Here is a 14,041-nt window from a genome sequence, read left to right on the forward strand (position 1 = left end):
TCATTACACATAGGCACAATATCTCCTTAATCGTTGGTTTGGTCACTTACAATTATAGAGATATTTGTGCTTTTTTAATATCAAAAATTAAAATAACGGTCAGTGAATCTCTCACCAACCGTTAAAAATATATAACCTAAACTTTGCTTTTTAATATGTAATCACCACATTTTTGTCCCACTAACTTAAGACCTATTCAATTAAGCCCAATGGTTTGTAAATGACGTTTATTGTGTTTCTCAGTCTCTTTCTTATTTTTAGTCTAATAGGGAAGTTGTGTTTAGGAAAGACCGATGAGCCGGAGTTTAAAACGATATCTTGGCTCGCGATGTTATTCAGTACAGGGGATGGGTCTCTTTTTTTACGGCATCACCGAACCGATGACACTCGATTTAACGCCACTGAATGCGAAACTTGAAGCAAATGCTGCGATATGGTACCTATATTATCTGTCATTACCATGTTACTCGTAGGTACATTTTTAATTATTTCTGACGATTCAGCCACTTTCATACTCGGCATGCAAACATCACATGATTCTTTGACACCTACAGGACGCGTAAAAGTCATTGGGGGCTTATTGCTCTCACTGATCGCATTCGCTTTATTATTATTAAATGGTGGAGAAGGCTTAGGCGCATTACAATGAGCGGCGATTATTTCAGCGTTACCCTTTAACGTCGTCATTATACTGATGCTCGTTTCATTTTATAAAGACGCTCATTTAGAACAACGTCATCTCAGCTTAACACTGACACCAGATAAAGAGAGAATGCGTGAATATATCGTTGAATCGAGAAAAGCTAAAAATGATAAACTTGATCGCAAAGAAACATAAAAACAGGCTCGGTAACACAATATCCGAGCCTGTTTTTATGTTTCTCTACTGTCTGTCGCGCTGGTCTTTCGCTGTAGTTAAACGCGCTTTTAAATCTGATTCTAATGCAAGTAAATCTTTCTCAGCCTGTTGGCGCTTTTCACGACCTTCTTGTTGAATTTGTAATGTTTCTTCAATCGTTTGAATAATATTATCTTGTGTCGTCTTCAATGTTTCAATATCGACTATACCACGCTCGTTTTCTTCTGCAGTAACACGCGCATTTTGACGTAACATTTCAGAATTACGTAATAAAATTTCATTCGTCGTATCCGTAACTTGCTTTTGTGCTGTCGCTGCCTTTTGTTGACGTTGCAATGTTAATGCAATCGCCATTTGATTTTTCCACAATGGAATACTTGTTAAAATCGAACTTTGAATTTTTTCAGCTAATGCTTGGTTTACATTTTGAATCATTCGGATTTGCGGTGCAGATTGTAATGAAATTTGGCGTGATAATTTCAAATCATAAATTCGTTTTTCAAGACGATCGACAAACTGCTCCATATCCGCAACATCTTGGACCACCATTTGGTCATCAGCAGCTTTCACTCGCTGACGCATCTCTGGTAACACATGTTGTTCAATTTCCGTTTTCTTTTGTTCTGCAGCTGCAATATAAAGATTCAACACATCAAAATAGTCTTTATTTTGTTGATACAAGCCATCCAATAGTTGAATATCTTTCACTAACAATGCTTTATTCTTATCTAGTTCTATTGAAATACGATCGACTTGTGCGCTCACAGATTGCATTCGCGAAAAAAGTTGTTGCATCGAATTGTTGGAGCGTTTGAATAATTTTTTGAGGAAATTATCATTTTGTTGAGAAAGTTCATCCGGATTCACTTCTTTCAACTTTTTCATCAACTGTTCCAAAGTCTCACCAATCGGTCCCACATCTTTCGACTGAATTTCATCTAACATTTGATGCGAAAAATGAGAAAGATGTGTTTGTGCATTTGAGCCGAATTTCAATAGGCTATCATGATTTAATGGTTCGATTTGATCTGCTAAACTTTGAACTTTTTGACGGTCTTGATCGTTAAAATGTTCGTTTAATTCTTTTGTTTCTACTTCCGTCACTGTTGCTGTTTTTGGATGATCATAATCATTAAAATAAGCATCTAATGGATGTGTACTTGTTGCATTCGTGAGATCATTTGACTTCATGAATCATTCTCCATTTCTTTAACATGTCTTCTTTGGTACATTTCATTGAGTCGCATTTCAGTATCTAACTGCTCATAATCTTGCGCATTAACTTGCTTTAAATCTGCAATGAGTGTACGCTTCACTTCTTCTAAAGTAATCCGTGTTTGTTGTAGCATTTGCCGCTCGTTGTCTGCTTTAAGTGGCATTTTAGCAAGCCGCGTATAACTTTCAATTAAGTTCAACGCATTATCAATATGTGAATAATAAAAGCTTTCAATATTAAAAAACTGAAAAGGTCGTTGCTTAATGGCTGAATTAATTGTACGCGATAATCGGTAAATATCATTCACTAACTTAAAATCTTGTATTGATCTAACTTTAATAAACGACTTTAAAATACGTTTATTTTTATTTTGAACTAAGTTAATTTGATGCATAATATAGTGATAGTCTTTACGTGTCAAATTCATTTCTTTCAAATAGGCACGTGACGTCAAACGCTGAGTAGGTACATAACCGACTACAAAACCTGCGATGCCGATGACGAAATCTATTAAAAATGTAAAATCTAAAATGGCACTTGTAAAAAAGGCGATAACTGCAACAGGTACTCCAACTACGGCACCCCAAACCCTCGATAATAAATACCTCATATTCATCTTCCTTTATGAAATCGCTCTAAAGTTTTGATATGGTTCGCTAATTTCAAGTTCATCTATTGTATAAGTTTCAACACGTGAAGCCGGGGAGGCGCCATTAATGACTCCTTGTGTAAAAGATTCAAGTGACGCGTCATCGCCTTGTGCGTGCACCTCTACATAATCTTCAACATTTTTCACTGTACCTTTGATTTGATACTTCAAAGCTAATCGTTCAGTGAAATAACGAAATCCAACCCCTTGAACACGTCCGTATACTCGGATTAAATAATGTTTCATACATTTCACCCCTCTACTCAATTATAAGTATTTTCAGTGCAAAAGACTAATATTTAAGTTTCATATCTCTTATTTTTAGGTCTTTTAGCTTGCTTTTTAAATTTAAAGATACTATCTTTTTTAGTAAGACTTTTTTTACATATAGGGGGACGTTGGTTATGTGGGAAGTTGCTAAGATTCGTGCAGACTATGAAGGTTGGTGGTTATTCGATGATTGGCCAGAACACATCATTGATTCGCAAAAATTTGAGACATTTGAAGCATTTGAACAAGCGTATCAACACATGATTCAACAAGCAAAAACGGATTATGACAATTTTATTGTTGGCAAACATAACATTTATGCATTTTATAATAATTGTGATTTGAATTTTTGTGAGGATTGTGATGAAGATTTACAGATTTTTTATAGCTTCATTACTTTAAAAAACGAAAAAATATATTTGAATTTGCCAATTATAGACTAATCAATAAATTTTAAATTCTATATTGCAAATATTGTCACATTACCTTATAATAGGGGTAAGCAATGGCATTATTCCATATTGCAAAGAATATTTTTCAGTTTTTATTTATCGAATTTATAAAGAATGAATCAGTATTTTTTGTAATATGCGAATAGCGCATATTGAATTTTAGTCTTGGAGGTTTCACAGATTATGAAACAAGGTACAGTAAAATGGTTTAACGCTGAAAAAGGTTTTGGTTTTATCGAAGTAGAAGGAGAAAACGACGTATTCGTACACTTCTCTGCAATTAACCAAGAAGGTTACAAATCATTAGATGAAGGTCAATCAGTTGAATTTGAAGTAGTTGAAGGCGACCGCGGTCCTCAAGCTGCAAACGTTGTAAAACTATAATAAATAGATGCAATATTGACTTAGAAAAAAGCAGTGAAGCTCGCTTCGCTGTTTTTTTGTTTTTTTAAATGTTTTTATCTTATCCTGTTATGAAAATACCTCTTAATATGTGCCTCATTATTTCATCTCGATTATCAATTTCTCATTCAAATTTGGTCACTTAATCAATGATATTTCATAGTTTAGAACTCACAACTAAACGACATGGATTTCATTTTTCAGTAACGTGTTAAACATTTTCAAAAACTCGAGAATAGGATGGTTCGTGTAGGTTGAAACTGTTTAAAAATTTTTATATTAAGGATAGAGTTACTATAAAGTAGGATGATACAATTAGATTTTTTAACTACATTAGACGAGTATATGTCACCTGAAGATGTAACTAAACCGTTTCTTGAAATCATTAAAAAGAACAAAAGAATGAGCAAGCAGAAATAGAAAGCAAGATAAACAAAAATAAACAACTGATAATACTGTAGATCATTTTTTCAGCAGATTTACCACTCAATTTTAAGCGACTATCCAAAAGGAGGGAGTTTGTGAAAAAAGTTGATTATGAAAAACTTTATCAAATGAGGTCAGAAATACATAAACTTTTAAAAGATAGAAAGTTACTAGATGTTGAAGACTCGATTGAAACATTTAACCCAGCAGAAGGGTTTTCAGAATTAACAGATGAAGCGTTTGAATATTTAACGTTTGGAGTTAAACTCGAATAAGCACCTAACCGATAAAAAGGCGAGGTGCTCTTTTTTTATAATTACTTTATCGCAAATCAGTATGTCAAAAGCGTTTATCTAACGAATCAATCATTTATGGCTTTCATATCATAAATAGTACTTACTTCACATCATTAATAATCAATTGGCGTAACGATTGACGTTTCACGACTTCTCTTGCTTTACCATCTTTCACAAAGAAGACGCTTGGTTTCTGCATTTGGTTATAATTCGAAGCCATACTGTAATGATACGCACCTGTCGCTAATATTGCTAAATAATCACCTCGTTTTACACTAGACGGTAACTTTGCTTCATGGATAATAATATCACCTGATTCACATAGTTTTCCTGCTATGGTTACTGTTTCATCAGGGGTTTCATTACGATTAATTAATAACGCCTGATATTTCGCGTCGTATAAAGCTGTACGGATGTGATCGCTCATACCGCCATCGATAGATACATACTTGTTGACACCAGGAATATCTTTAATCGTACCAACTTCATATAGCGTTACACCCGCTTCTGCAACGATAGAACGGCCCGGCTCGATACTCAATGTTGGTATAGGGTATTTCAATTGCTGACATTCTGCTTTAATCGCTTGTACAATCTCTGTAATACCTGCTTCAATGTCGAATGATTGGTCACCCTCAACGTATTGTGCACTAAAGCCACCACCTAAGTTGAGTAAATCGATCGTAATCGCATATTCGTCCAACCAATTCAACACCATTTTAGCCGTTTCGATCATACCTGTTGTTTCTTCAATTTGTGAACCGATATGGAAATGAATACCTTTCAACACGATATTATTAGTATTGCGAATTTTTTCAACTGCTTCCAAAGCAAGACCATGTTTTAATGAAAGACCGAATTTACTTTTCTCTTGTCCTGTTTGGATAAATTCATGTGTATGCGCTTCAACACCTGGATTCACACGTAACAGTACATCTACAGGTTTTGTGGCATACTGTTCAATGAGGTCAATTTCATCTAACGCATCAACGACGAAATAACCGATACCACTTTCAAGGGCATAACGAATTTCATGTTTTGTCTTATTGTTGCCATGAAAATGGATGCGTTGGGGGTCAAATCCTGCCTCCAATGCTGTGTAAAGTTCTCCCTCTGATACGACGTCCAATTCGAAATCTTCTTCAGCCGCAAGTTTTACCATTTGAAGACAAGTAAATGCTTTTGATGCATAAGATAACACATAACCGATATCGTTTTGTTGAAAAGCACTGTGATAGCGTCTCATTTGTTGACGAATTTGCGCTTCATCATACACAATTGTCGGCGTACCGAAACTTTGTGCTAACGTTTTTAAACTTGTTCCTCCCAATGTCAATTCACCATTTTGATTATAACTAACTGTCATTTAAACATACTCCTTTATTAACGAATTCAAATTTAATGCACTGAGTTGTTCAGAGTTTGCGCCGACACCTTTGAACGTGTAATCATCAATACGCAAATCTGAATTATTATATAAAATGACGCTATCTTTTGCTGATACTGTGTCATCTACTTCAACAAACATATGACTCATCATGAGCGCACGAATCGGATAACGTTTGCCATTGATTGAAACGTCATGTTGTGCTCTTGTCCTTAAAATGCCATCCCCATATCCGACATCTACAACCGCTAAACGTGTATGCGGTTGTTCAACAGTATAAGCAAAACTGTATCCACAGTGATCGCCTTGTTGGACATTTCGCACTTGAATCACATTTGCTTTTACTGTCAATGCTTGTGTAATGCAACCAGGTGACAAGCTAGCGTACGGGCGTGAACCATATAACGCAATACCGATACGTGCATGCGTATGATGATCAAATACACGTTGACCTTCTCTATAATAACTGGCGCTGTTTTGAGCATGAATGAGGTCGAAATGATACCCTCGTTGTTTCACGAGTGTCTCCACAATAGTCAACCATGCCTCACGTTCTTTTTCATACATGTCGACATCAAACTCATCCGCATAACCGAAATGTGTCCACAAACCAGTAATTTCCATCTTAGGTGCCGGATTTTGCTCGTGATCAGCTAAAACGGCCAGTAATTCATCTTTTGTTTTAAAGCCAGAACGATGGAGTAGATTTTCATATTCTAGATGCACTTTCACACCCGCTAAAGCTGCTTTATTTTCACGATAAAACGTTAAGGAAGGCAACGTCATATGGATATCATTCGCTCTCAAACGTTCAAATTCATCAGTCGCATTCATTAAAAATATCGTTGCTTCTGGCGCAAGTTCTCGGATACGTACCGCTTCAAATAACGACGTCGTACTGAACGTGTCAATACCTGCTTGTTGAAACATTTGTACGGCAAAATCCAAACCGTAATTGTACGCATTATTTTTCACAACCGCCATAACAGATTGATTTTGCGTTACTTGTTTCACATTTTGAAGAAATTGGGCTGAATCGACTTGCCATAATGCTGTCATGCTTCCACCTCATTATAGTTCATTAACAAGCGTTCGTAATAATCTGCAATACGAATCAACATGCGTTCATCAAAGTTCAAATGTGGTGTGTGTAAACCTGTCACGAACTGCTTTTCTTCGTTACGTATCCCGACAAAAACGAAATACGCCGGTGCGATTCGACCATAAAAGCTGAAGTCTTCACCAAATAAGTAGGGCAGTTCATTTTCAATGACATTGAGTTGATTGTATTCAAGACTTTCGATGACATATTTTTTTAATGCAGGATCATTTATTGTCGGTGGATAACCTTCCGCAAAGCGTACTTCAGACTTTACGCCGAATAACAATTCTGCACTGTCACTAATTTTTTGCATTTGCCCTTGTATGATGCTTAAATCATCCATATCATACGTGCGAATCGTCCCTTCTAAGTAACCATTGCTTGGAACTGTATTAATCGCTTCTCCTGCATGAAAATGACCAATATGGACGATATTTCGTTGCAGCCCATTCAAATGATACTGTTGAATTTGAGACAATTGCATCATGATGTGTTGTAACGCTTCTCCCGCAGATTGACCTTGTTCTTTGTTGGCAACATGACTCGATTCACCTTCAATAAAAAAGCGGAATTCTGTCGCACTTGCCGTAATTTCATTATCACGAATGACTACAGAGCCTTCTTCGACAAAAGGCATGACATGAACACCATAGATTGCTTTAATGTCATATGATGCAAATGCGTTCGCTTTAATCAATAAATTCGCACCACCACCTGATTCTTCAGCAGGTTGAAAAATAAATAATACATTATGTGGCAATTCATCGTTGTCATATAATGCTTTACAACGTTGTGCAAATAGCATCAGCGCAGTCGTATGACCATCATGGCCACAAGCATGCATACGATCATCTACTGTACTACGATAGTCCACATCATTTTGTTCATGTATCGGTAGGGCATCGATATCTGCTCTAAAAGCAATCGTTTCATCACTTTGACCCTTTAAAAAACCTATAATGCCCGTTTCAAGAGGGCGTTCATAAGGAATATCTAATGACTCTAAAAAACGTTGTAAATATTGTGTTGTTTCATGTTCTTGAAGACTCAGCTCGGGATGTTGATGAAGATATCGACGATGCTGCGTGACAAATTCAAGTTCATTCATATGCTTTCACTCCCATCATTATGTATAAAAAGAGAAGAGGATGAGTCATAAATTTAGCATTATGTTCATCCTCGGTAGAAGATACTCAAACAGAATACATAAGTTATTAAATACAATCAGTTTGAGGTTTCATCGCCAACGTTGGACGCCGACGATAAGAGATATGATAGGACGCCCATATATATTACTGATCTAACTGACGTAACGCTGCGACAATTTCACGTTTTGAATCTTCTACTTCATGCGCTTGTTTGATCACTTTCGCCGGTGTCCCCGCAACAACAGCACCTGCTGGCACATCTTGCGTCACAATGGCACCCGCAGCAACAATCGCACCCTCACCGACACGTACGCCTTCAAGAATAACGGCATTCGCTCCAATTAATACGTTATCCTCAATGACAACAGGAGAGGCACTTGGAGGTTCAATTACACCTGCTAATACTGCACCAGCACCGACGTGGACATTTTTACCTGTAGTTGCACGACCACCTAATGTCGCATTCATATCAATCATTGTGCCTTCACCAACAATGGCACCAATATTAATCGTTGCACCCATCATGACGACTGCACCGTCTCCAATCACGGCATGTTCACGAATAAATGCGCCTGGTTCGATTCGTGCATTCGTATTGATTAAGTCTTTTAATGGAATGGCCGAATTACGGCGGTCCATTTCGATTTCTAAGTCTTCAATTAGCATTTGATTTTCTTCATAAAATGCGTGCCAATCTGATGCTTCACAAAAAATGACTTTTGAATTTTCTGAACCAAATACTTTAAATTGGTCCGGAAATTGCACGTCACTGAATTCACCGTTGATATAAACTTTAATCGGTGTAGCTTTTTTCGCATCACTAATATATTGGATGATTTCTTCAGCTGTAAAATTTTTAACCATAACGTTTTATACGCTCCTTTTATAAGTTATCAAAAGTATAATACCCTGGTTGACGGTGAATTAACTTTTCTGCTGCACCTAACGCACCATTCGCAAAAATATCTTTTGACTGGGCACGGTGAGACAGTGTAATCGTTTCATCTGTTCCAGCAAATAAGACATCGTGTTCACCGACAATCGTACCTCCACGCACCGTATGAATACCAATTTCATTTTTCGTACGTTTCGCATCGTATTGACTTCTGTCATAAACAGGTGTGACATCTTGTCGTAACGATTCAATCACATCATAAAGTTTAACGAGCGTGCCACTTGGCGCATCCACTTTTTGATTATGATGTGCTTCTGTTAATTCAATGTCAAAGTCTTGCAGTAAAGGGACTGCCGCTTCTAATATTTTGGTGAGTACATGGACACCATAACTCATATTAGCACTGAAAAATACTGGCATTTTATCACTTAACGCTTGAAGTTTATCAGTAATTTGTGTCTTTTCACCCGTTGTTGCAATGACAAGGGGGAGTGTGAAATCTTCCTCTAGTAAAGGCAGTAACAATTGTGGATGTGAAAAGTCAATCGCAACATCTGCCTCTGTCACTTCACTGATTTTTTGGTAAATCGGATAGGGCACATGCGCCGTTGAACGACCTGCAATGACGCCTACAATATTATGACCGTTCGCTTCAGCTAATCGCGCGACACGTTGGTTCATTGCGCCATATCCAATTAATAAAATTTTCATGTCTGAACACCTGCTTTAAATTGATGGTAAACTGCTTTTAACTGTTGTTGCTCTTCGTTATTCAGTGGTACTAAAGGCAATCGCACCTCATATTGCCCAAAGCCTTCTAACGCTGCCAAATATTTGATTGGAATAGGATTAATATCGACACTCATCGCATCAAGAAGGGTGGCAATCGGTTCAAAGCGCGCTACTCGATCCTTCACATTTGTATAAATTTGTTGGAATTCATTCGGGATGACATTCGCAACGACCGAAATGACACCATGACCACCTTGTTCATAATATGACACAATATTATCATCGTTGCCACTATACAATGCGAACTTGTCTGTATCTAAGCGTTGTTGAAGTTCTGCTAAATAATTAAAATCATTAGTCGCGTCTTTTAACGCAACGATATATGGATTCTCACTTAAACGAACGACTGTATCCACTTCGATTGTTGAGTTTGTTCTTGATGGCACATTATAAAGGACTACAGGCAGTTCTGTCGCATTCGCAATGGCTTCAAAATGGGCAACTAAACCACGCTGACTCGTTTTTAAGTAATACGGTGTGATGAGCATAATCGCATCTGCACCTAATGCCTTTGCACGTAATGACGCTTCAATTGATTTTTGCGTGTTATTCGTCCCAGTTCCTACAATAATAGGGACACGTTGTGCATTTTCTTCTATTACTGTTGTTAAAATACGATCCTTTTCTTCATCTGTCAAAGTTGGATTTTCAGCCGTCGTGCCGTTAACCACGATGGATTGAATATGATTGTCGATTAAAAAATGAACTTGTCTTTTGATCGCTTCATAATCCACTTCACCGTTCGAAAAAGGGGTGATTAAAGCGACGCCTGTGCCTTCAAAAATATGTGACATAATTTATGCTCCTTTCAATTGAAGTACCTGTTCTAACACTTGGACTGCATTAAGCGCAGCACCTTTTAATAAATTGTCTGAAGTGACCCAAATGTGGAATGTATTGTCTAACGAATCGTCTTTACGAATGCGTCCGACAAACACTTCATCACGACCTGTTGAATGAATCGCCATTGGATATTCATTTTTGGCTGGGTTATCTACGAGGACAACACGCGCATCTTGTTCAAAAAGCGCTTGTATAGCTTCCACTGTTGCCGGTTGGTCTAACGTCACATTCATATGAACGCTATGACTATCTTGTACCGGTACACGTACACAAGTTGCTGTGACATTTAAAGTCGGCTCATTTAAAATCTTTCTTGTTTCGTCAATCATTTTTTGTTCTTCTTTTGTATAACCATCATCCAAAAAGACATCAATATGAGGTAATACGTTGTTATAAATCGGATGTGGATAAGCTTGAGGCGCCACACCTTTTGGACCGTCTTCTAAGTCTTTTTTACCTTTCATACCTGACCCCGATACAGCTTGATAAGTCGTGTATGCCACACGTTTTAACCCATATTTTTCTTGCAATGGTTTCAGTGGTACGACTGATTGAATCGTTGAACAGTTTGGGTTAGCGATAATACCTCTTTTAAAAGTAGGGGCGTTAACTTCAGGTACGACAAGGTCAACGTCTTCCGTCATGCGCCATTGACTTGAATTATCAATAATGATGGCACCGTGTGATTCAAACAGTGGGGCAAAATGAGCACTCGTACCGCCACCTGCACTCATTAAGACGTAATCAAAATCACCATCCGTTGCTTCATCTGTCAATTCTTGCACGATATACGTCTGACCTTGAAACGTGACTTCTTGACCTGCTGAACGTGCTGAAGAAAAAAGCACGAGTTCATCAAAAGCAATACCTTTACGATCAAGTGTTTCTAAAATCTTTGTTCCTACTAATCCTGTTGCACCTACAACTGCTAATTTTGTCATTCCACTTCACTCCATTTTTTCAATTCACAAATATTGTAATGTTCTTAAAATTTAGATAATAATTGAACTATTGGTAGTACAGATTGGCACTTGATGTTGATTACTAGAGCACTTGTTGAAGAGGGCAAATATCACTGATATCCAGACCGCTTCAAAAATGATAAATAAAAAACAAGCTCGGCGTGCGAACTTGTCAACTCTATATACAAGTGATGCACTCCATTATTGTAACAATAATGACAGATTCTTAGCTCTTAACCAGAGAATCCAACAAACAAGTACCTGCAATACTGTTCGTTTCGGCATCTCACCCTTTCGATATACAATGTTTGCAGACATGACTTCAATATATCTACTTATGATCGATGCGCCTCATCAATAACTATTCAATTATTATGGATACCATTATACATAGAAAGTCATCATGTGTAAACAGAAAATGCTGAAAATTTTAAAATACATCAAAAATTTCAGCATTCTTTTAGGTTCAATTGTCGACTTTTTATAAGTAACGTGATGTAGAATTAAGTTTGAAAAGACTATTATCTTAAGTCAGTATATGCAATGGGGGAGACCTACATATGCATCCGATTTACTCAAAAAAACGAGATGACATCATATCATCCCGTTAAATAATGATTATGCTTTAGATTTCAAAATACCTTTTTCCTCTAAGTAGGCCTCGTAAGAAATTTCTTTCGATAAACCACCAGGCACATCTAAATCAATGACACGATTCGCAATAGTGTTAATAAACTCAAAGTCATGCGATGTGAAAATCATAGACCCTTTAAATGATTTCAAACCTTCATTGACAGATGTAATACTTTCCAAATCTAAATGGTTTGTTGGCTCATCTAATAACAATACGTTCGCACTAGAAAGCATCATTTTACTTAACATACAACGTACTTTCTCACCACCAGAAAGAACGCTTGCTTTTTTCTTCACTTCTTCACCACTGAATAACATACGTCCTAAGAAACCACGTAAAAATGTCTCAGTTTGTTCATTTTCTGGCGCATATTGTCTTAACCAATCGACTAAGTTCATATCAACGCCTTCAAAATACGCTGAGTTATCTTTAGGGAAGTAGCTTTGTGATGTTGTCACACCCCATTTATAGCTGCCTTCATCCGGTTCCATCTCGCCCGCTAAAATTTTAAGTAGTGTTGTTTTTGCGATTTCACTTTCGCCCATTAAAACTGCTTTGTCATTTGGGTTCATCGTGAATGACAATGAATCTAACACTTTTTCACCGTCAATTGTTTTAGAAAGATTTTCAACAAATAATAAATCATTACCAATCTCGCGTTCTGGCGTAAATTTTACGAAAGGATAACGACGTGAAGACGGTTGAATATCATCCAATTCAATTTTCTCAAGTTGTTTTTTACGGCTCGTAGCTTGTTTAGACTTAGAGGCATTGGCAGAGAAACGTGCAATAAAGTCTTGTAACTCTTTAATTTTCTCTTCTTTTTTCTTATTTTGTTCTTGTGCCATTTTTTGTGCTAATTGACTAGATTGATACCAGAAGTCATAGTTTCCGACATAAACTTTGATTTTACCGAAGTCTAAGTCAGCAATGTGTGTACAAACATTATTTAAAAAGTGTCGGTCATGGGAAACAACGATCACTGTATTATCAAAGTTAATTAAGAAGTCTTCTAACCAACTAATCGCTTGAATATCCAAACCGTTTGTCGGCTCATCCAGTAAGAGTACATCAGGCTCACCGAACAAACTTTGAGCGAGTAACACTTTCACTTTTTGGTTATTTTCAAGCTCTGACATTGTTTTATCGTGCAAGTCTGTACCAATGCCTAAACCAGATAATAATGTTGCAGCGTCAGATTCCGCGTTCCAACCATTCATTTCAGCAAATTCGCCTTCCAGTTCTGCTGCGCGAATACCATCTTCGTCACTGAAATCAGGTTTCATATAAATAGCGTCTTTTTCTTGCATCACTTCAAACAATCGTTCATGACCTTTAATAACAACGTCTAGCACGCGCTCATCTTCATACGCAAAGTGATCCTGTTTAAGGACTGCTAAACGTTCATCTTTACCGAGTGACACGTGACCTGTTTGTGAATCAATTTCACCTGATAAAATTTTTAAGAAAGTAGATTTTCCGGCACCATTCGCACCAATTAAACCGTAACAATTTCCTGGTGTAAACTTAATGTTCACATCTTCAAATAATTTACGATCACCAAAACGTAAACTTACATCCGTAACTTGTAACATGCATTTTCTCCTTTAATTCAATTATTCTAATGGATGCATTATATCATGAGAATGCCTTATAAATCTAATTTCTGTTGTATTTTCTACCATCATTTCAGCTAAAAACATAGACG

17 protein-coding genes and 1 riboswitch are annotated in these 14,041 nt (G+C 37.0%); of the genes, 6 read left to right on the plus strand and 11 right to left on the minus strand.

Going from position 1 to position 14,041, the window contains the following annotated elements; all coding sequences use genetic code 11:
* Positions 1-220: 220 nt before the first annotated feature.
* From BJK46_RS09125 to BJK46_RS12205, 3 genes are read left to right on the plus strand one after another with little or no spacing between them, the layout of a single operon-like run.
* On the plus strand, positions 221-418 hold the full coding sequence (locus BJK46_RS09125; RefSeq protein ID WP_197894067.1) for a BCCT family transporter: 198 nt from the start codon (positions 221-223) through the stop codon (positions 416-418).
* A gap of 15 nt (positions 419-433) precedes the next feature.
* Positions 434-649 carry a BCCT family transporter gene (locus BJK46_RS12100; RefSeq protein ID WP_037543060.1) on the plus strand — a complete coding sequence of 72 codons (216 nt, stop codon included), beginning with the start codon at positions 434-436 and terminating at the stop codon, positions 647-649.
* 45 nt (positions 650-694) lie between these two features.
* Positions 695-838, plus strand: coding sequence for a hypothetical protein (locus tag BJK46_RS12205; RefSeq protein WP_015729111.1), 144 nt, complete (start codon positions 695-697; stop codon positions 836-838).
* Between the two features lie 45 nt (positions 839-883).
* On the opposite strand, the gene BJK46_RS09135 is transcribed toward BJK46_RS12205, so the two are convergent.
* Genes BJK46_RS09135 through BJK46_RS09145 form a run of 3 tightly spaced genes read right to left on the minus strand, consistent with a single transcriptional unit; the run spans position 884 to position 2,970 of the window.
* Positions 884-2,050, minus strand: coding sequence for a toxic anion resistance protein (locus tag BJK46_RS09135; protein WP_103263628.1), 1,167 nt, complete (start codon positions 2,048-2,050; stop codon positions 884-886).
* Positions 2,047-2,685 (minus strand): 5-bromo-4-chloroindolyl phosphate hydrolysis family protein, encoded by a 639-nt coding sequence (locus BJK46_RS09140; protein ID WP_014613942.1) that lies wholly within the window; start codon positions 2,683-2,685, stop codon positions 2,047-2,049. The genes BJK46_RS09135 and BJK46_RS09140 overlap by 4 nt, the downstream gene beginning before the upstream one ends.
* A gap of 12 nt (positions 2,686-2,697) precedes the next feature.
* A complete protein-coding gene (locus BJK46_RS09145; protein ID WP_101431429.1) occupies positions 2,698-2,970 on the minus strand; it encodes an acylphosphatase in 273 nt (90 codons plus the stop codon).
* A 158-nt stretch (positions 2,971-3,128) separates the two neighbouring features.
* On the opposite strand from BJK46_RS09145, the gene msaA reads away from it, so the two are divergent.
* From msaA to BJK46_RS09160, 3 genes are all read left to right on the plus strand, one after another.
* A complete protein-coding gene (msaA, locus tag BJK46_RS09150; RefSeq protein ID WP_014613944.1) occupies positions 3,129-3,437 on the plus strand; it encodes a regulatory protein MsaA in 309 nt (102 codons plus the stop codon).
* Positions 3,438-3,629: 192 nt separating this feature from the next.
* Positions 3,630-3,830: a cold shock protein CspA gene (cspA, locus tag BJK46_RS09155; protein WP_014613945.1), complete on the plus strand. Its 201-nt coding sequence runs from the start codon at positions 3,630-3,632 to the stop codon at positions 3,828-3,830.
* 539 nt (positions 3,831-4,369) lie between these two features.
* The gene (locus BJK46_RS09160) at positions 4,370-4,549 is read left to right on the plus strand and encodes a hypothetical protein (RefSeq protein ID WP_070407448.1); all 180 of its coding nucleotides are present in this window, start codon (positions 4,370-4,372) and stop codon (positions 4,547-4,549) included.
* 121 nt (positions 4,550-4,670) lie between these two features.
* Here the strand turns inward: BJK46_RS09160 and lysA are convergent, their stop codons facing one another.
* The 8 genes from lysA to BJK46_RS09200 all read right to left on the minus strand — a co-directional run bounded on the left by lysA (position 4,671) and on the right by BJK46_RS09200 (position 13,928).
* On the minus strand, positions 4,671-5,936 hold the full coding sequence (lysA, locus tag BJK46_RS09165) for a diaminopimelate decarboxylase (protein WP_065354231.1): 1,266 nt from the start codon (positions 5,934-5,936) through the stop codon (positions 4,671-4,673).
* The gene (alr, locus tag BJK46_RS09170) at positions 5,937-7,016 is read right to left on the minus strand and encodes an alanine racemase (RefSeq protein WP_070407449.1); all 1,080 of its coding nucleotides are present in this window, start codon (positions 7,014-7,016) and stop codon (positions 5,937-5,939) included. It abuts the gene before it with no gap.
* A complete protein-coding gene (locus BJK46_RS09175) occupies positions 7,013-8,167 on the minus strand; it encodes a M20 metallopeptidase family protein (RefSeq protein ID WP_014613950.1) in 1,155 nt (384 codons plus the stop codon). The genes alr and BJK46_RS09175 overlap by 4 nt, the downstream gene beginning before the upstream one ends.
* Before the next feature lie 184 nt (positions 8,168-8,351).
* Positions 8,352-9,071, minus strand: a complete 720-nt coding sequence (dapD, locus tag BJK46_RS09180; protein WP_014613951.1) for a 2,3,4,5-tetrahydropyridine-2,6-dicarboxylate N-acetyltransferase — start codon at positions 9,069-9,071, stop codon at positions 8,352-8,354.
* A 19-nt stretch (positions 9,072-9,090) separates the two neighbouring features.
* The gene (gene dapB / locus BJK46_RS09185; protein ID WP_014613952.1) at positions 9,091-9,813 is read right to left on the minus strand and encodes a 4-hydroxy-tetrahydrodipicolinate reductase; all 723 of its coding nucleotides are present in this window, start codon (positions 9,811-9,813) and stop codon (positions 9,091-9,093) included.
* A complete protein-coding gene (gene dapA, locus BJK46_RS09190) occupies positions 9,810-10,688 on the minus strand; it encodes a 4-hydroxy-tetrahydrodipicolinate synthase (protein WP_014613953.1) in 879 nt (292 codons plus the stop codon). The genes dapB and dapA overlap by 4 nt, the downstream gene beginning before the upstream one ends.
* Positions 10,689-10,691: 3 nt before the next feature.
* Entirely contained in the window at positions 10,692-11,678 is a 987-nt protein-coding gene (locus tag BJK46_RS09195; protein ID WP_014613954.1) for an aspartate-semialdehyde dehydrogenase, read from the minus strand.
* A 204-nt stretch (positions 11,679-11,882) separates the two neighbouring features.
* Positions 11,883-12,062: riboswitch (Lysine riboswitch) on the minus strand.
* Positions 12,063-12,317: 255 nt separating this feature from the next.
* Positions 12,318-13,928 (minus strand): ABC-F family ATP-binding cassette domain-containing protein, encoded by a 1,611-nt coding sequence (locus BJK46_RS09200; protein ID WP_014613955.1) that lies wholly within the window; start codon positions 13,926-13,928, stop codon positions 12,318-12,320.
* Positions 13,929-14,041 lie beyond the last annotated feature (113 nt).

The organism is Staphylococcus pseudintermedius (assembly GCF_001792775.2).
Classification (GTDB): domain Bacteria; phylum Bacillota; class Bacilli; order Staphylococcales; family Staphylococcaceae; genus Staphylococcus; species Staphylococcus pseudintermedius.